Annotated in this window: 17 protein-coding genes; 9 read left to right on the forward strand and 8 right to left on the reverse strand. The window is 68.4% G+C overall.

Features of this window, described 5'->3' with window-relative positions; all coding sequences use genetic code 11:
* Positions 1-27: 27 nt before the first annotated feature.
* The 4 genes from thpD to ACE2AC_RS14845 form a co-directional block, all read right to left on the reverse strand.
* On the reverse strand, positions 28-978 hold the full coding sequence (thpD, locus tag ACE2AC_RS14830) for an ectoine hydroxylase (RefSeq protein WP_375688210.1): 951 nt from the start codon (positions 976-978) through the stop codon (positions 28-30).
* Positions 979-1,092: 114 nt separating this feature from the next.
* Entirely contained in the window at positions 1,093-1,746 is a 654-nt protein-coding gene (locus ACE2AC_RS14835) for a YggS family pyridoxal phosphate-dependent enzyme (RefSeq protein WP_375688211.1), read from the reverse strand.
* 58 nt (positions 1,747-1,804) lie between these two features.
* Positions 1,805-2,110 carry a hypothetical protein gene (locus tag ACE2AC_RS14840; RefSeq protein ID WP_375688212.1) on the reverse strand — a complete coding sequence of 102 codons (306 nt, stop codon included), beginning with the start codon at positions 2,108-2,110 and terminating at the stop codon, positions 1,805-1,807.
* A 116-nt stretch (positions 2,111-2,226) separates the two neighbouring features.
* Positions 2,227-3,120, reverse strand: coding sequence for a porin (locus ACE2AC_RS14845; RefSeq protein ID WP_375688214.1), 894 nt, complete (start codon positions 3,118-3,120; stop codon positions 2,227-2,229).
* A 307-nt stretch (positions 3,121-3,427) separates the two neighbouring features.
* Between ACE2AC_RS14845 and ACE2AC_RS14850 the strand changes: the two genes are divergently transcribed.
* On the forward strand, positions 3,428-3,913 hold the full coding sequence (locus ACE2AC_RS14850) for a DUF3576 domain-containing protein (RefSeq protein WP_375688215.1): 486 nt from the start codon (positions 3,428-3,430) through the stop codon (positions 3,911-3,913).
* Between the two features lie 70 nt (positions 3,914-3,983).
* Here ACE2AC_RS14850 and ACE2AC_RS14855 read toward each other — a convergent pair whose 3' ends face one another.
* A complete protein-coding gene (locus ACE2AC_RS14855) occupies positions 3,984-5,231 on the reverse strand; it encodes a glycosyltransferase family 4 protein (RefSeq protein WP_375688216.1) in 1,248 nt (415 codons plus the stop codon).
* A gap of 148 nt (positions 5,232-5,379) precedes the next feature.
* Between ACE2AC_RS14855 and leuS the strand changes: the two genes are divergently transcribed.
* The 8 genes from leuS to ACE2AC_RS14895 all read left to right on the forward strand — a co-directional run bounded on the left by leuS (position 5,380) and on the right by ACE2AC_RS14895 (position 13,675).
* Positions 5,380-7,929, forward strand: a complete 2,550-nt coding sequence (gene leuS, locus ACE2AC_RS14860; protein WP_375688217.1) for a leucine--tRNA ligase — start codon at positions 5,380-5,382, stop codon at positions 7,927-7,929.
* Complete coding sequence (gene lptE / locus ACE2AC_RS14865) at positions 7,916-8,413, forward strand: LPS assembly lipoprotein LptE (protein ID WP_375688218.1); 498 nt, start codon at positions 7,916-7,918, stop codon at positions 8,411-8,413. The genes leuS and lptE overlap by 14 nt, the downstream gene beginning before the upstream one ends.
* Entirely contained in the window at positions 8,410-9,438 is a 1,029-nt protein-coding gene (gene holA, locus ACE2AC_RS14870) for a DNA polymerase III subunit delta (RefSeq protein ID WP_375688219.1), read from the forward strand. The genes lptE and holA overlap by 4 nt, the downstream gene beginning before the upstream one ends.
* Positions 9,435-10,241, forward strand: a complete 807-nt coding sequence (locus ACE2AC_RS14875) for an alpha/beta hydrolase family protein (RefSeq protein WP_375688220.1) — start codon at positions 9,435-9,437, stop codon at positions 10,239-10,241. Before holA ends, ACE2AC_RS14875 begins: the two co-directional genes overlap by 4 nt.
* 4 nt (positions 10,242-10,245) lie before the next feature.
* Entirely contained in the window at positions 10,246-11,058 is an 813-nt protein-coding gene (locus tag ACE2AC_RS14880) for an alpha/beta hydrolase family protein (protein ID WP_375688221.1), read from the forward strand.
* An 11-nt stretch (positions 11,059-11,069) separates the two neighbouring features.
* Entirely contained in the window at positions 11,070-11,663 is a 594-nt protein-coding gene (locus ACE2AC_RS14885; RefSeq protein WP_375688222.1) for a glutathione S-transferase family protein, read from the forward strand.
* 191 nt (positions 11,664-11,854) lie between these two features.
* On the forward strand, positions 11,855-12,745 hold the full coding sequence (locus ACE2AC_RS14890; RefSeq protein ID WP_375688223.1) for a dihydrodipicolinate synthase family protein: 891 nt from the start codon (positions 11,855-11,857) through the stop codon (positions 12,743-12,745).
* 360 nt (positions 12,746-13,105) lie between these two features.
* Positions 13,106-13,675 carry a hypothetical protein gene (locus ACE2AC_RS14895; RefSeq protein ID WP_375688224.1) on the forward strand — a complete coding sequence of 190 codons (570 nt, stop codon included), beginning with the start codon at positions 13,106-13,108 and terminating at the stop codon, positions 13,673-13,675.
* A gap of 124 nt (positions 13,676-13,799) precedes the next feature.
* Here ACE2AC_RS14895 and ACE2AC_RS14900 read toward each other — a convergent pair whose 3' ends face one another.
* From ACE2AC_RS14900 to ACE2AC_RS14910, 3 genes are all read right to left on the reverse strand, one after another.
* Positions 13,800-14,027, reverse strand: coding sequence for a glycine zipper 2TM domain-containing protein (locus ACE2AC_RS14900; RefSeq protein ID WP_375688225.1), 228 nt, complete (start codon positions 14,025-14,027; stop codon positions 13,800-13,802).
* 275 nt (positions 14,028-14,302) lie between these two features.
* The gene (locus ACE2AC_RS14905) at positions 14,303-15,445 is read right to left on the reverse strand and encodes a saccharopine dehydrogenase C-terminal domain-containing protein (RefSeq protein WP_375688226.1); all 1,143 of its coding nucleotides are present in this window, start codon (positions 15,443-15,445) and stop codon (positions 14,303-14,305) included.
* Positions 15,442-16,494: a saccharopine dehydrogenase gene (locus ACE2AC_RS14910; protein ID WP_375688227.1), complete on the reverse strand. Its 1,053-nt coding sequence runs from the start codon at positions 16,492-16,494 to the stop codon at positions 15,442-15,444. The genes ACE2AC_RS14905 and ACE2AC_RS14910 overlap by 4 nt, the downstream gene beginning before the upstream one ends.
* Positions 16,495-16,577: the final 83 nt, after the last annotated feature.

Genomic DNA, 16,577 nt, shown 5'->3' on the forward strand with positions numbered 1-16,577 from the left:
GGGCAGCCGCCCAGCCCACGCACAGGCTCAACTGCGGCGGATCACCCCTGTCACGGGAGCGATCGGGTCGGGCAACGGCCGACCCTGGTTCGCCAGGAAGTCCGGCCGTTTCCGGTCGGCGGCAAAGGGCTCTCCCACCAGGTTCGACATGGCGTTGTAGACGAAGAAGGCGTTCGACCGGGGATCGGGCGTGATGTTGCCGTTCGACCCGTGCAGCGTGTTGCAGTCGAAGAAGACGATCGTGCCCGCCGGCCCGGTGGCCACGTCGAGCCCGAGCTCCTTCACCATCCGGGTGATCGTCGCGGGCTGGGGCACGCCGACCTTCTGCGCCTTGAGCGAGGTCTTGTGGTTCTGGTCCGGCGTCTCGCCCTGGCAGGCGACAAAGGTCTTGTGCGACCCCGGCACCAGCATCAGCGGGCCGTTCAGCGCGGAGTTGTCGGTCAGCAGGATCGAGGCCGACACCGCCCGCATCCGCGGCATCCCGTCCTCGGCATGCCAAGTCTCGAAATCCGAATGCCAGTAGAACTCCTTGCCGGTGAAGCCGGGTTTGTAGTTCAGGCGCGACTGGTGCAGGTACACCTGGTCGCCCAGCAGGAATTCCGCCACGCCCGCGACCCGCGCATCCCGAGCCAGCCGGTCGAAGAGCGGCGAGTGCGCATCAAGCCGGAAGATGGTGCGCACGGCGTCGCTCTCCGGTTCGGAGATCAGGTCGTCGCGCGCGATCCCGGACGGGTCCTCGCGCAGGTGCGCCGAGGTTTCGATCAGAAGCTTCAGCTCCTCGGAGCTGAAGGCGTCCTTGCGGACGAGGTAGCCCTTGTCGCGGTAGTGTTCGGCTTCTGCCCGGGTGATCGGGGCCTCGTCGTGCCAGTCGGACCAGAGCACCGGGTCGAGCCGGTCGCTCAGCCTCTCACCTTCGCGCAGCCGCGTGGGATAGGCGTCCACCTTGGTGAACTGCCTCTCGGGGGTTGTGACGTTCATCACGGACCTCCTTGAGTTTGTCAGGTTTTCGATTTTCCGGCCGGCGGATCGCACGGCCTGCCCCACCAACGGGACAGGCGCGCCAAGGTTCCTGCCTGTCTTTGCGGCCTGGGCTCAGTGCCCGTCGCGGGCGCCGAAGATGGCCGATCCGACGCGGACATGGGTGGCGCCCTGACGGATCGCCCGGTCGAAATCGCCGGACATGCCCATCGACAGGCCATCCAGCCCGTTGCGCTCGGCGATCCTGGCCAGCAGGGCGAAATGCAGCGTCGCCTCTTCCTCGACCGGGGGGATGCACATCAGGCCCGCCACCGGCAGGTCAAGCGCGCGACAGTCCGCGACAAAGGCGTCGGTCTCGGCGGGCAGGACACCAGCCTTCTGCGGCTCTTCGCCGGTGTTGACCTGGATGAAGAGCTGCGGGCACTGGCCCATCTCCTGCGCCAGCCGGGCGATCGTGGTGGCAAGCTTGGGCCGGTCGAGCGAATGGATCGCCTGCGCCAGTTCCATCGCCTGCCGCGCCTTGTTGGTCTGCAGGGGCCCGATGATGTGCAGTTCGATCCCGTCATAGCTCTCGCGGAAGCGCGGCCATTTGCCGGCGGCCTCCTGCACGCGGTTCTCGCCGAAGACGCGGTGGCCTTGCTTCAGCACGTCCTCGACCACCTCGTCGGGCTGCATCTTGGAGACGGCGATCAGCCTGACCGACCCGGCGGGGCGGCCGGCCTCGGCCTCGGCCTTGGCGATCTGGGACTGGATCTCGGACAGGGACATGGCGGTTCTCCTTCGGGCGGCGGGCGGAGAGAACACCAGATCGGCGCGGAAGGAAAGCCTAGCGGCGGGGCAGGTCGCGCGGGCGGCCGGTGGTGATGAAGAATCGCGGGGCGGCGGCCTCGGCACTCTGCCGGTTCTCGGCCCGGATGCGGGTCTGGGCGCCGAGGATCAGGCCGTTGTCGAGCTCGATCCGGGCCACCGGGTCGATGTCGAGAAGGCCGTAGCCGTCGGTCTTGCGGCTGGCGCTGTCGTCGAAGGTCACGCCGAAGGCGGCGCCGCCGGACAGCGTCAGGCCCGGTTCGGCGGCCAGGGGACCGGCGGCCAGAAGCAGCGGGATCAGGAAAGGGCGCAGGCGGGGTGTCATGGCGTCAGGATGCGCGCGGAAAGCCCGCCAGGCAAGGGGCGCGGTCGGGATGCCGCCGCCACAACGAAAAAGGGCAGGCCCTGAGGCCTGCCCTTCCGGGAAAATCCCTGTCCAACTCAGAAGTTGAACAGAACACCCAGGTCGGCTTTGACGACGTCGTTGTCGGAGACAACACCGCCGCGCAGCGATGCGCCGCCGCCGAGGTCTTGTTTGAAGCCGATACCGTAGGATTCTTCGGTGGCTTCTTTTTCGGAGTAGTTGAAGTAGGCTTGGATCGAGGTTGCTGCTGCAACGTCGGCTTCCAGGCTCAGGGTGTACTGGTTGTCACCATTGTGGTCCTGAGCGAACTGGCCAGCAACCGAAGCCGGGCCGAAGGAACCGCCTGCGGTCACGACGAACTCAACGTCGGGGCCGTAGTTGGAGTCTTGGTAGCCCAGAGCCAGGGTGTAGCCCGAGAAGGTGCCCGAAACAGCTGCGGCGATGCGCGACTGCTCGCCCGGTGCCATGCCTTCCGGATCCGAGTACGACGCGTGCACGGTGTACATGTCGGCTTCGTAGATGACTTCCACGCCCGAACGTGCGTCGCCCGAGGAGACGAAGTCGTCTGCGTTGAAGTCGGTCACGACGTTCTGGTACGACAGGCCGGTCAGACCGATCGAGCCGTGGTACAGGTTCGGCATCGAGTCGATGGCGCCCAGGATGTTGCCGCCAGCAACGGTCAGGCCACCGGTCATCGCGTAGAAGCGAGCTGCGCCGAACGCCGGTGCGTCGGTGAAGCCGTCGGTGCCGCTGTTGCCCTGCAGACGAACGCGAGCACCGAAGGTGACGCCGTTGTCAGCAGTGGTGGTGCCGTCGATGTTCAGACGGAAGCGCGACGTGAAGGAAGTCTCGGTCGAAGCGCTTTCGTTGTAGTAGATGCCCATACGGCCGTAGCCGCTCAGCTTGACGTCCGCAGCGGCCACACCGGCGGTGGCGATCAGCGCGGTCGTTGCGAAGAGAACTTTTTTCATCGTTTTCCCTCGGTTTCTCAGTCACCCCAAAACGGGGAATCCGATTTGGGTATGGCAGGTCTTTCGCTCTTTTCATGTCTCGAAGGCAAGCATGCGCAGCCCCTCTGCCGGTTTGGGCTGAAAATTGGTGCACCAATGTCACAGTGATGCCGCGTGGCGTCCGGCACCGGGCCTGCCATGGGCCGCGCGACCCGGGGGCGGGGTGAAATTGACTTGCCCCGTGCAAGGGGCTTGGGTAGGAGGGAGGCCACACGATGGGAGCGGGCAGCGCATGAAAATAACTCGTGTTTTCAGGTTGGCGGCAGCGATGTTGCTTGTGGTGATCGTGGCGGCCTGTGGCGGCGGCGGCACCAACCCGCTTGGCGGGTTCAGTTCCGGAGACATCACCGAGACCGAGTACCGGCGCGAACGCTTTCCGAACAGCGGCAACCCGATCGAAGAGGGCGACGGCACCTCGATCTTCGACCTGTTCAAGCAGCGTGACGACGGCACCAAGATCGGCGTGAACCGGTATCTCTGGAATGCCTCGCTGGACGTTCTGGATTTCCTGCCGGTGCAGTCGGTCGATCCCTTCACCGGGGTCATCGTCACCGGATACGGCGTGCCCCCGGGCGGCGGCAGCGCCTATCGCGCCACGGTCTACATCCGCGATCCGGCGCTCGAGGCGCGGTCGCTGAACGTGTCGGTGCAGAACCGGTCGGGCCGACCGGTCAGCGCCTCGACCCAGCGGGCGATCGAGGATGCGATCCTCACCCGCGCCCGGCAAATGCGGGTGGCCGACGGGGCGCTCTGAGCCTTTGTACGGATACGGAATTCAGGGGGCGGCCGACAGGTCGCCCTTTTTCGTTGTCGCGGGGCGCGCGTCAGCCTGTGCTGTCCGCCGCCAGCCCCTCGACCCAGTCCATCTGCGCCGGCAGGCAGCGCGTCCGCAGGTCGTAGCCGGCCCGCACGTGCGCCCGCGCGGCGCGGCCGAGCCTGTCGCGCGCGGCCGGGTCGTCGAGCAGGGCGCAGACCTCGGCCACCAGGGCGTCGCGGTCGAAGAAATCCACCAGCCGCCCGGTGTCGTCATGGATGATCGCCTCGCGCACGGGGGCGGTGTCCGAGGCGACGATGGCGGCCTCGCAGCTCATCGCCTCGAAGAGCGACCAGGACAGCACAAAGGGGTAGGTCAGGTAGACATGGACTCGCGCGACCTGCAGCAGCGCGGTGAAGCGGTCATAGGGGATGCGGCCCAGGAAATGCACCCGCGCGCGCGCCTCGGGGGGAATGTCGTCCCAAACCTCGGTGCGGAAGATCTCCTTCCAACTCTGACCCTTGGGTGGCGTGGCGCCGTAGCTCACCCCGTCGCCGCCGACGATCAGCACCTGCGCGTCGGGGCGTTCGCGCAGCAGCGCGGGCAGGGCGCGCATGAAGACGTGGTAGCCGCGATAGGGTTCGAGGTTGCGGTTGACGAAGGTGATGACCTCGTCGTCGCGGGTGAGGATGCGGCCGTCGTCGAGCGCGAAGCGCACCGCCGGGTCGGGGCGCAGCGCGTCGGTGTCGATGCCGTCGTGGATCACGCTGATCCTGTCGCGGAAGGCGGGCGGAAAGGTGTCGGCCTGGAACCGCGTCGGACTGATCCCCGCCCGCGCCAGGTCGAAGTGCAGGTCGTTGTTGAGGTTCTTCATCCGGATGCGCAGCGGCTCGGCCAGGGGATCGCCGCGTTCGAATTCGGGATCGAAGCCGAGGTGGGGATAGTCGGCGAGGTGGTAGAGCTCGCAGTAGAGGCCCATCGGCACGCCGGGCCAGACGTCTTTGAGGAACAGGCTTTCGCCCCAGCCGGGATGGGCGACGATCAGGTCGGGGCTGAAGCCGCCGCTCTTCAACCGCAGGGCGGCGCGGAAACAGGCCTCGCCCCGCGTGACCTTGGTGTCGAAATCGGTGACCCAGGGGTGGGTGTGCTGGCCGGCCTTGCTCTTGATCGCGTAGGGCAGGATGCGGACTCCGTTCCATGTGGTGGGCGCCTTGACCCGCAGGGTCAGCGCGACCACCCGGTGCCCGGCCGCGGCCAGCGCCACGGCGAGATGCTTGAACTGGCCGGGAAAGTTCTGGTGGATAAAGAGGATGTCCATGGCGCCCTGTTCCCTAGTCCGGCCTTTATAGCGGCAGGGACCTTGCGGAAAAGCGTCCGGCGCCGCGTGTCACGGGAAAGCCACTGGACCCTTGCGGAATTGCCGCATATCACCCGCTGAAACGGAAATAGACCAAGGAGCGCAGGGGATGACGCGCTACGACCCCGCGACGATCGAGGCGAAATGGCAGAAGGCATGGGACGACGCGGGACTCTTCCGCGCCGAACGTGACCCGTCGCGGCCGAAATACTACGTGCTCGAGATGTTCCCCTACCCCTCGGGCCGGATCCACATCGGCCACGTGCGCAACTACACGATGGGCGACGTGGTGGCGCGCTACAAGCGGGCGACCGGGCACAACGTGCTGCACCCGATGGGCTTCGACGCCTTCGGCATGCCGGCCGAGAACGCGGCGATGGCGAACGGCGGGCACCCCAAGGACTGGACCTACCAGAACATCGACACGATGGTCGGGCAGATGAAGCCGCTGGGCCTCTCGCTCGACTGGTCGCGGATGTTCGCCACCTGCGACCCCGAATACTACGGCCAGCAGCAGGCGCTGTTCCTCGATTTCCTCGACAAGGGCCTGGTCTACCGCAAGAACGCGGTGGTGAACTGGGATCCGGTCGACATGACCGTGCTGGCCAACGAGCAGGTCGAGAACGGGCGCGGCTGGCGGTCGGGTGCGCTGGTCGAACGGCGCGAGCTGACGCAGTGGTTCTTCCGCATCTCCGACATGGCGGACGAGCTGCTCGAGGCGCTCGACGGGCTGGATGACTGGCCGGCCAAGGTCAAGACGATGCAGGCCAACTGGATCGGCAAGTCGCGCGGGCTGCAATTCTCGTTCGGGATGGTCGAGGCGACCCATGGCCACGACCGGATCGAGGTCTACACCACCCGCCCCGACACCCTGATGGGCGCCAGTTTCGTCGGCATCTCGCCCGACCACCCGCTTGCCAAGGAGCTTGAGCGGCACGACGAGAAGGTCGCGGCATTCTGCGTCGAGGCGCGGCAGGGCGGCACCACCGAAGAGGCCATCGAGACGGCGCCGAAGCTGGGCTATGACACCGGCCTGAAGGTCCGCCATCCCTTTGACAACGATTGGGAATTGCCGGTCTACATCGCCAACTTCATCCTGATGGATTACGGCACCGGCGCGATCTTTGGCGTGCCCGCGCATGACCAGCGGGATTTCGAGTTCGCAACCAAATACGCCCTGCCGATCATCCCGACCTTCGAGCCGCTCGAAGGCGATTATCCGGCGGGCGAGGCCTATGTGCCCCAGAAGACCGAAAAGGTCCGCTGGACCCGCGCCTTTGCCTGGGACGAGATCGCGACCGGCCAGCAGGCCATCGACGCGGCCATCGCGCTCTGCGAGGAAAAGGGCGTCGGCCGTGGCGTGACCAAGTTCCGCCTGCGCGACTGGGGCCTCTCGCGCCAGCGGTTCTGGGGCGCGCCGATCCCGGTGGTGCATTGCCCGACCTGCGGCGTGGTGCCCGAGAAGAAGGAGAACCTTCCGATCGAGCTGCCCTATGACGTCACCTTCGACGTGCCGGGCAACCCGCTGGACCGGCACCCGACCTGGCGCGACTGCGCCTGCCCGTCCTGTGGCGGCAAGGCGCAGCGCGAGACGGACACGATGGACACCTTCGTGGACAGCTCGTGGTACTTCGCCCGTTTCACCGCGCCGCGTGCCGACACGCCGACCGTGGCCGAGGACGCCGAGTACTGGATGAATGTCGACCAGTACATCGGCGGCATCGAGCACGCGATCCTGCACCTGCTCTATTCCCGCTTCTTCGCGCGGGCGATGCACATCTGCGGCCACCTGCCGGCCAAGTCGAAGGAGCCGTTCGACGCGCTCTTCACCCAGGGCATGGTGACCCACGCGATCTTTCAGACCAAAGACGCGAACGGGCGGCCCGTTTACCATTATCCCGAGGATGTCGACCTTCGGGACGGCAAGGGCTTCCTCAAGGACGGGACGGAGGTGGAGATCATCCCCTCGGCCAAGATGTCCAAGTCGAAGAACAACGTCGTCGATCCGGTGGCGATCATCGACCAGTACGGCGCCGACACCGCGCGCTGGTTCGTGCTGTCCGACAGCCCGCCGGAGCGGGATGTTGAGTGGACCGCCGCGGGGGCCGAGGCGGCCTATCGCCACCTCGGGCGGGTCTGGCGCATCGCGGCCGAAACCCGCGAGGCCCCGGCCGAGGGCAAGGATGACGAGGCGCTGCTGCGCGAGATGCACAAGGCGATCCGCGACGTGACGCTGGGGGTCGAGACCTTCGGCTTCAACGCGGCCATCGCCAAGCTCTACGCCTTCACCAACACGCTGTCGAAATCGCAGGCCGGTGCCGCGGCCAAGACCGAGGCGGCCAAGGTGCTGGCGCAGCTGATGTCGCCGATGACCCCGCACCTGTCCGAGGACATCTGGGCGATGCTGGGCGGCGCGGGCATGGTGACCGAGGCGCCCTGGCCGCAGGCCGACGAGGCGATGATGGTCGAGGATTCCGTGACGATGCCGATCCAGGTGAACGGCAAGCGTCGCGGCGAGATCACGGTGCCCAAGGACATGCCCCAGGCAGAGGTTGAAAAGGCGGCGCTGGCCGTCGAGAATGTGCAGAGGGCGCTGGATGGGGCACAGCCCCGCAAGGTGATCGTCGTCCCCGGCAGGATCGTGAATGTGGTCGCCTGACCGACGCAAGTTCCTCACCCTCGGCGCCGGGCTGATGACGCTCGGCGCCTGCGGGTTCACGCCGGTCTACGGGCCGGGCGGCGGCGGCTCGGCGCTGCAGGGCCAGGTGCGGCCGGCCGATCCTGGCACCCCCGATGAATACGTGCTGGTGCGCACTCTCGAAACCCGGCTGGGCCGGTCCGAGACCGGGCCCTACGCGCTCGACTACGACCTCGTCGTGAACGAGGAGCGGATGGCGATCACCAGTTCGAACGTGGCGACGCGGTTCAACGTGGTCGGCACGGTGCGCTACAAGCTCAAGGATGCCGCCACCGACATCACCCTGCAGGAGGGGCAGGTGCGCAACTTCACCTCCTACTCCACCACAGGGACCACCGTGGCGACCCAGGCCGCGCGGCGCGATGCGCGCGAGCGGCTGATGACCATCCTTGCCGACCTGCTGGTGACGCGGCTCTATGCCCAGGCGTCGGACCTGCCGGCATGAAGCTGTCGGCCCGCGACGCCCCCGGCTACTTTGCCCGGCCCGACGCGGACAAGACCGGCCTGCTGATCTATGGCGCCGACGCGATGCGGGTGGCGCACCGTCGCCAGCAGGTGGTCAAGGCGCTGGTCGGTCCCAAGGGCGAGGAAGAGATGCGCCTGACCCGCATGATGGCGGGAGAGCTGCGCAAGGATCCGGCGATGCTGGCCGACGCGATGAAGGCGGTCGGGTTCTTTCCAGGCCCGCGCGTCGTGCTGGTCGAGGAGGCGGGCGAGGCCCTGGCCGACCGCATCCTGCCCGCGCTCGAGGACTGGGCGCCGGGTGACGCGCAGGTGGTGGTGATCGCCGGCACGCTCAAGGCCACGTCGAAGCTGCGCAAGTTCTTCGAGGGCCACCGCAACGCCTATGCCGTCGGCATCTACGACGACCCGCCCAGCCGGGGCGAGATCGAGGGCATGCTGAAGGACGGCGGGCTGACGAACCTGAACGACGAGGCGATGCGCGACCTCGTGGCGCTGGCGCAGACGCTCGATCCGGGCGACTTCCGCCAGACGGTCGAGAAGCTGGCGCTTTACAAGCTGAACGACCCGGTGCCGGTGACCGGCGCGGATATCGAGGCCTGCGCCCCCGCCTCGACCGAGGCGGCGATCGACGACGTGCTGAACGTGGTGGCCGAGGCGCGGACGAGCGAGATCGGCCCGGTCCTGAGCCGGCTGCAGGCGCAGGGGGTGCAGGGCGTGGCGCTCTGCATCGGGGCGATGCGGCATTTCAAGACGCTCTACGCCGTGGCCGCCGCGCCGGGCGGGCCCGGAGAGGGGATCGGCAGGCTGCGGCCGCCGGTCTTTGGCCCGCGCCGCGACCGCATCCTGCGGCAGGCCCAGGACTGGGGCGCGATCAAGCTGCAGGACGCGCTGACGCTCTTGACCGACACCGACCTGCAGCTGCGGTCGGCCGGGCGGACGGCGCCGGACATGGCACTGGTCGAACGGGCGCTGATCCGCCTGTCGATGATGGCGGGGCGCCGGTGATCCGGGGCGGCGCCTGCGCGGTTGCGCTGGCGCTGCTGGTGCCGCTTGCGGCCTGGGCGCTGCCGCCCGTTTCACGCTATCCGGCCGAGGGCGACTGCCCTCCGATCTTTCTCTTTTCCAACGGGTTCGGCGGCAGCGAGAAGGCCTATCGCCCGCTCGCCTCGGCCACCGCGGCGGCGGGGTTCGAGACCTGGGTGATCGGCCACCCGCAGTCCGGGCCCGCGGCGTTCCGCGCGGTGCGGGCCGAGGCCGATCCCAACCGCGCGATCTGGGAGACGATCCTCGACCCCGGCTTCAACCAGGCGCACCTCGATGCCATCGGCGCGGTGCTGGATCACGCGCTGTCCCTGCGCGACTGCGCGCCGCCGCTGGTGGTGCTGGGCGGCTATTCCATCGGCGCGCAGATGGCGATGGTCGAGGCCGGGGCGGCGACCCGCTTCGGCACCGCGGGCGAGGACAGGTTCGACGCCTATGTCGCGATCTCTCCACCCGGGCTGGGGCCGCAGTTCCCGGAGGACAGCTGGGCCGGGATCGACAAGCCGGTGCTGGTCGTGACCGGGTCGCATGACGGCGCGCCCTATGCCGCGTGGAAGTACCGGCTGGCCGCCTTCGAGGGGCTGCCCGCGACCGGGCGCAGTCTTTTCCTCTATATCGACGGCGCCACCCACATGCAGCTGTCGGCCAGCACGCGCGACCCGGCCGGCATCACCGCCGCCCGCGCGGCGGCCGGGTTCCTGGCCGCGCTCGGGGCCGGGACGGACTATGACGACATCCCCGAAAACACCGAGGTCTGGAGGCGATAAGCCCATGGTCGGAAATGCATTTCTGAGACTGATCCCAATTGCCCTCTCGCTGCTGCCGACGCTCGCCCCGGCGGCGCCGCTGGTGCACCACTACCCGGCCGAAGGCGTCTGCCCGCCGGTCCTGATCCTGTCGCACGGGCTGGGCGGCAGCGAGGCGGGGCTGTCGGACCTGGCCCATGCGGCGGCGGGGGCGGGGTTCGACACCTGGGTCATGGGACACCCGGCGTCGGGGATGCCGCTGCTGAAGGCGGTGCTCGATGCCAGCAACCGGCAGGCGGCGCTGGAGGCGGCGGTGACCGACGCCTCGGTGAACGCGGAACGTGCCGCCGACCTCGACAGCACGCTGCATCACGTGCTGGCCACGGCGGGGTGCACGCCGCCCCTGATGGTGATGGGCGGGCATTCGATGGGGGCGCAGACGGCGATCATCGAGGCGGGCGCGCGCAACAACATGGGCGTCGCCGGCGGCGACCGGTTCGATGCCTATGTCGCGCTGTCCTCGCAGGGGGTTGGCGGGCGGTTCCCGGCCGGGGCCTGGGCGGATATCGAGAAGCCCGTCCTGATGGTGACCGGCACCAGCGATCGCGCGGTCGAGGGCGACTGGACCACCCGCCTGACCGCTTGGGACAACCTGCCGGCCGATGGCCGCAAGCAGTTCGCGGTGATCGCGGGGGCGACGCACCGGGACGTGTCGGGCACCGGCGCGGGGCCTCTGCCCGAGGCCTCGCGCGAGATCGTGGTTGATTTCCTGACCGGCCTCCTGTCCGGTGAGCCGGCGCTGGCGCCCCGGGAGGGGGTGGAGATCCGGCGGAAATAGGGAGGATCGGAATGTACGAAGTCATCGGCCACGGGCACACCCGGGCGTTTCGCGTGTTGTGGATGCTGGAGGAGCTGGGGCTCGAGTACACCCACCGTCCCGACGCGCCGCACAGCCCGCTGGTGCGGGAACATTCCTCCCTCGGCAAGGTGCCGGTGATGCTGGTCGATGGCGTGGCGCTCACCGACTCGACCGCGATCATCACCTATCTCGCTGACAAGCATGGGAAATTCACCTATGCCCCCGGCACGCTGGAACGGGCGCGGCAGGACGGTTTCACCAACCTCGCGCTGGACGAGCTGGAGGGGCTGCTGTGGACCGCGGCGCGGCACAGCTTCATCCTGCCGAAGGAGGAGCGGGTGGCCGAGATCAAGCCCGCGCTCAAGGTCGAGATCGCGCGCAACGCGGAGCGGCTGGCCGGCCGGATCGAGGGGCCGTACCTGATGGGCGAGGAGATGACGATCGCCGACATCGTCGCGACCCACTGCCTGAACTGGGCGCATTCGATCAAGTTCCTGCCGGAAAACGAGGTGCTGGCCGCCTACGGCAAGCGGATGCGGGCGCGTCCGGCGTTTCGCAAGGTGGCAGAGATGGCGGCGGCTTAACGCGGGCCTGCCGGTGCGCGCGGCGGGTGTCGCGTGCCCCGGCGCGACTCGGGGCGAATGGCCCGGGTTAACAGCGGCTTGGGCGGTGTTGCGCCACGTCGGTATCGCGTCGGTATCGTGTCGGTGGATCCGGCGGTGCGGGGCGGGGTTAGCCGGCCGTGCGCCGGGGCCCGGGAGAGAGGAGTTTCGAGATGAGCAATGTGCGTGACCTGCGGGGCGTGGTGCCCTACCTGCCGACGCCCCTGACCGCCGAGGGCACGGTCGACGAGGCGGCACTGAAGCGGCTCTGCGATCACCTGATCGACGAGGGCGTGCACGGGCTGACGCCGCTGGGATCGACAGGGGAGTTCGCCTATCTCGACTTTGCCGCCAAGGAGCGGGTGGTCGCCGCCACGGTGGAGGCCGCCGCCGGGCGCGTCCCGGTCATCGCGGGGGTGGCGGCCACCACCACGCGGGACGCGGTGGCGCAGGCGCGGCGTTGGGCGGCGCTGGGCGCCGACGGGATCCTCGCCGTGCTCGAGGCCTATTTCCCGGTGCCTGACGCGGGGGTGGTCGACTACTTCACCGCCGTGGCGGATGCGACCGACCTGCCGGTGACGCTTTACACCAACCCCAACTTCCAGCGCAGCGACCTGTCGCTGGAGGCGATCGACAAGCTGTCGCACCACCCGAACGTCGCCTTCCTCAAGGATGCGTCGACCAACACCGGGCGGCTCCTGACGATCCTGAACCGGGTCGAGGGGCGGATCGGGGTCTTTGCCGCCTCGTCCCACATCACCGTCGCGGTGATGCTGATCGGCGGGCGCGGCTGGCTGGCGGGGCCGTCCTGCCTGATCCCGCGCCAGAGCGTGCGGCTGTTCGACCTCTGCATGGCGGGCCAGTGGGACGCCGCGATGGAGCTGCAGCGGGAGCTCTGGTCGGTGAACCAGGTCTTTGCGCGGTTCAACCTGGCGGGGGCGGTGAAGGCGGGGCTGCGGCTGCAGGGCTTCGACTGCGGCGACCCGGCCGCCCCGCAGCCCGCGCTGACCCCCGAGCAGGTCGAGGCCGTGCGCAAGGCGCTGGCGGGTGTCGGGGCGTTGTGAGGGGTTAACCAGATCGTTCCATTTTGACGCCAAACCAAAGGATCGACGTACCTTCCATTTATCTTGTCGATTGACAATTTAAATCAGCGGAGTATCCTTTGCCCCGTAGGCGACACACCTCCAAGGAAATCGAGGCGGTGCTGCAAGAGCTCGAACAGCTGGGTTGGGAGCTGATCGAGGGCAGGGGACATGCGTGGGGCATTCTCAGATGCCCTGCCAGGGACGACGCGTGCAGGTGCGGACGGTTCTGCCAGATGTCGGTCTGGTCCACGCCGAAGAACCCGCAACAGTTTGCGAAGAGGCTGCGCCAGAAGGCGCTTGCCTGCGTGACCCTCGAACCGACGACGGAAGGACAGGCGGATGGCTGAGGAATTCGAATTCGAACTGGTCTTTGCGCTGCCCGAGGGGGAGCACGATCCCTTTGCACTGTCCGACGCGGTCTTTGGGGCGGGCTTTGAGGACGCCCTCGTGGGCACGGGTGTTTCCGGTCTTCTCGGGATTGAGGTCGAAATGGTCGGGGACGATGCAGAAGCCACGATCCTCGAGGCCGCTCGAACGCTGATCAAGGTACTGCCGCGCGGCACGTGTCTGCGCGAGGTTCGGCCCGACCTAGTGAGCCTGGCAGACGTCGCCGAAAAGCTCGAAGTCAGGCGCCAGGCCCTGCAACAACGGAAGATGCCTCACCCCGTGGCGGGTGGCCTCTACCGCATTGACGAGATTGTCGAGGTGATCGCCGCGGCCTGCCGCCCGCAGGCGGGACAGCGACGTCCCCGGTTCAACATGGCGGCTGCGGAGAAATGGTTTCGCGCCGGGCGCGCGGCCCGGCGTCTGAATGCCCAATTGACCATGCAAGAAATAGACCCGGTAACGATCGAGTTGAAACCGAGGGGGGCGGGCCAAGTCCCGGCCGATACCTCTGCGATCGCCTGAGCGGGTGGTGAGTTGACCGCATCCGGCGGACGGGTTCAGCAGCGCTAGCCCGATCGCGCCGCGCCGGTGTGACCGGCCCCGGGTCTCCGGGACCGGCGATGTCGTGGCGTTGGCCGTCAGGCCGTTACTGGCAGAACGAGCTCGACCCGGCGAGGCCGCCGGCGGCGGCGCCGAGGGCGGTGGCGAGCGTCCGGCCGGAGCCGCCGCCGATCTGGTTGCCGGCGATGCCGCCGACGACGGCGGCGCCGGTGGTGCCGACCACGCAGTTGGCGTCCGCCTGGCGGGCGTTGCGGGGTTCGCAGGCGGCCAGCATGGCGACACCGGCGAAGGCGAGGAGGAGGGGTTTGTACATTTTGTCTTGTCCCATTTTTTACCTGTTTGCCCGCCCGCTGCTCGAAACCGACTGGACGGGGTGGTCCCGGTCCCGCCGCGCGGGGCCGCGCGGGGAGGGGGAACACGCCTTCAAATTCACCGATTATCGGTGTTCGTCAAGCGATGGTTGTGGCGGAAACGGGCGCTTCGCGCCGGGGCAGGCGGGGATCGGCCCGCTCACGGCAAACGTCCCCTAGGGCAAGCAAAAAGCTCCGGCGCGGGGGCGCCGGAGCCTGCGTGCGGGGATGGCTTGCCTCAGGCGAGGTGGTCGACGACCTCGATCTTCTGGGCGAGCTTTGCCACCTCGGCCAGCCAGTCGCCGACCACGGCCGGGTCGTGCGGCGCCGGGGTGACGCCGGCGGGCAGGCGGTGGGCCTGCACCGCCTCGATGGCGAGGGACACCGGGACCGAGACGAGGCGGCCCATGGCCGAGGCCTCGTCGGTGCCCCAGGCGTCCATCGCGTAGGTCTGGTGCCAGACGGTGCTGCCGTCCCGCTCGGCCCCGAGCGTGACGAAGAGGACGACGCGGTCGGGCTCTCCCTCGTCATAGGCGTGGTCGGCCCAGAACTGGTCGGACATCTCCTCCAGCCGGGCGTCGCCCTCGGGGCCTTTGAGCGTCTCGACCTCGCGGAAGATGTCGGCCCAGGCGGTCGACCAGCCGTCGAGGCGCAGGGTGCCGCGGACGAAGGTCTTCACCTTCCAGTCGGGGTCGAAGCGGTAATCCGCGATGAAGGGCAGGCTGTCGCGGTTGGGATAGGCCTCGAACTCCTCGGCGCCGGGCAGGGGGGAGGCGAAGCGGGTGATCGCGTTCCACGGGCGGTCGACGTTCAGCTCTTCGAAGTCCTTGAGCGAGCGCGAGGGCGAGCGCAGCGCCTTGAGCACGCCGAGGGGCGACCAGCTGAACTTGTAGCGGAAGTCGTTGGCCACCTTGGGGAAGCCGCCGCAGTAGGAGGTGAAGGTCAGTTCGTTCGCCGGGTCGTAGGCGTCCGAGGCGCGATAGGCGGCGACGAGGTGATGCGCCATCAGGTGGTCGATGCCGGGGTCGAGCCCGACCTCGTTCACGAAGCTGAGGCCCTTTTCCTGCGCGGCGGAGTCGAGCGCGCGGAGCTCGGGCGAGATGTAGGAGGAGGTGACGAAGTTGGCGTCATGCTCCAGGCAGAGCTGCGCCAGTTTCGGGTGCCAGTCGCCGGGCAGCATGGAGACGACGACGTCGCCCCTCTGCACGGCGGCGCCGAGGGCGGCCATGTCGAAGGCGCGGATCTGGTCGGTGAGGTCGCCCACCTCGGCCTCTGCCTTGGCGGGGGTCCGGTTCCAGACGACGACGTCGTGGCCGTTGGTGATCAGCCGGCGAAGGCCGGGAATGGCCGACAGGCCGGTGCCGCACCAGTGGATGGTCATGCAAGCTCTCCCATGTGTTGGTCGTAGATGTCCTTGGCCCGGCCCCAGACGCCCCGGTCGATGGCGTCGAGCGTGAGGAGCGAGGGCAGCAGCTGCGCCGCGTAGTCCTGCGAGCTTTCCAGCGGCAGGAGCGATGGTAGGTTGTCGATGGCGGTCACGTCGAGCGGCGGGGTGTCGCGGACGCGGAGCGCGGGGGCGTCCCAGCCGGTGGTGCGGTCGTAGACCTTGATCGGCGAGAAGTCCGATGTCGGATCGCAGGCGATGTCGCCGATGACGGACAGGTTGCGCGGGCCGTCGGCCATGGAGGCAGGCACGAAGACCGGGGTGCCGGGCATGGCAAGGATGGCGTTGAGGAAGATGTCATGCTCGGCGATCTGCGGGAAGGGGCCACCGTGGGCGGTTTCGGCCATGTCCCACTTCGTAACCGACATTCCCATTTCGGTGCAGAGGTCGGACGCGCCGGAGCCGACGCGGCCAAGCGCGCCGATGACGATGGCGGAGGGGGGCGTGTGGCCCGCCAGCCCGGCGCGCAGGTCGTCGAGGAGGGCGGTCTTGTTCGGGTAGCTCGCCACCGGGCCGCAGATCGTGCCGGCCTGCTGCGCCAGCCAGCATTTCAGCGACACCGCGGCGCCCGCGAACCCGGCCCAGTAGCCGAAGGCGGCGACGCGGCGGCCGTCCTCGTTCAGCAGGTATTCGAGGTCGTAGAGCGTGCCGCCGCCCTTGCGGAACCTCTCCAGCAGGACCTGCCCGGCGGGCTGGCCCTTGAAGGCATGGCCGAACATGATGTGGCGGTGCACCAGCGGCGTGCCGTCCTCGGGCAGTTCCTTGAGGCCGAAGACGATGGCGTCGCGGGGCGCGTCGGGCCAGCTGGCTTCGGTCGCGATCTCGGCCCCGGCGGCGCGGTAGCCGTCGATCGGGATGATGCGGCTGCGGCTCTCTTCGACCGTCAGGCGGAAGCCCCGGTCGATCAGCGCCTTTGCGCCTTCGGGCGTCAGGCCGGTGCGGTCTTCGTTCGGGCGCTGTTCCGCGCGGAGCCAGATGTGGGTCATTGACAGGATCCTCTTTGCCGGACACGCCTAGGGTATCGGGCGCAGGGGTGCAATCGCGGACCCGGCCTGACCCGGGAGGAACT

The organism is Pseudooceanicola sp. LIPI14-2-Ac024 (assembly GCF_042188925.1).
GTDB lineage: Bacteria > Pseudomonadota > Alphaproteobacteria > Rhodobacterales > Rhodobacteraceae > Pseudooceanicola.

Bases quoted from the DNA above. Each gene is read 5' to 3' on its own strand.
- ACE2AC_RS14900 (WP_375688225.1), bottom strand. From the start codon at position 14,027: ATGTACAAACCCCTCCTCCTCGCCTTCGCCGGTGTCGCCATGCTGGCC.
- ACE2AC_RS14895 (WP_375688224.1), top strand. From the start codon at position 13,106: ATGGCTGAGGAATTCGAATTCGAACTGGTCTTTGCGCTGCCCGAGGGG.
- leuS (WP_375688217.1), top strand. From the start codon at position 5,380: ATGACGCGCTACGACCCCGCGACGATCGAGGCGAAATGGCAGAAGGCA.
- ACE2AC_RS14885 (WP_375688222.1), top strand. From the start codon at position 11,070: ATGTACGAAGTCATCGGCCACGGGCACACCCGGGCGTTTCGCGTGTTG.
- lptE (WP_375688218.1), top strand. From the start codon at position 7,916: ATGTGGTCGCCTGACCGACGCAAGTTCCTCACCCTCGGCGCCGGGCTG.
- ACE2AC_RS14880 (WP_375688221.1), top strand. From the start codon at position 10,246: ATGGTCGGAAATGCATTTCTGAGACTGATCCCAATTGCCCTCTCGCTG.
- ACE2AC_RS14855 (WP_375688216.1), bottom strand. From the start codon at position 5,231: ATGGACATCCTCTTTATCCACCAGAACTTTCCCGGCCAGTTCAAGCAT.
- ACE2AC_RS14890 (WP_375688223.1), top strand. From the start codon at position 11,855: ATGAGCAATGTGCGTGACCTGCGGGGCGTGGTGCCCTACCTGCCGACG.
- ACE2AC_RS14845 (WP_375688214.1), bottom strand. From the start codon at position 3,120: ATGAAAAAAGTTCTCTTCGCAACGACCGCGCTGATCGCCACCGCCGGT.
- ACE2AC_RS14910 (WP_375688227.1), bottom strand. From the start codon at position 16,494: ATGACCCACATCTGGCTCCGCGCGGAACAGCGCCCGAACGAAGACCGC.
- thpD (WP_375688210.1), bottom strand. From the start codon at position 978: ATGAACGTCACAACCCCCGAGAGGCAGTTCACCAAGGTGGACGCCTAT.
- ACE2AC_RS14905 (WP_375688226.1), bottom strand. From the start codon at position 15,445: ATGACCATCCACTGGTGCGGCACCGGCCTGTCGGCCATTCCCGGCCTT.
- ACE2AC_RS14850 (WP_375688215.1), top strand. From the start codon at position 3,428: ATGTTGCTTGTGGTGATCGTGGCGGCCTGTGGCGGCGGCGGCACCAAC.
- ACE2AC_RS14835 (WP_375688211.1), bottom strand. From the start codon at position 1,746: ATGTCCCTGTCCGAGATCCAGTCCCAGATCGCCAAGGCCGAGGCCGAG.
- ACE2AC_RS14840 (WP_375688212.1), bottom strand. From the start codon at position 2,110: ATGACACCCCGCCTGCGCCCTTTCCTGATCCCGCTGCTTCTGGCCGCC.
- holA (WP_375688219.1), top strand. From the start codon at position 8,410: ATGAAGCTGTCGGCCCGCGACGCCCCCGGCTACTTTGCCCGGCCCGAC.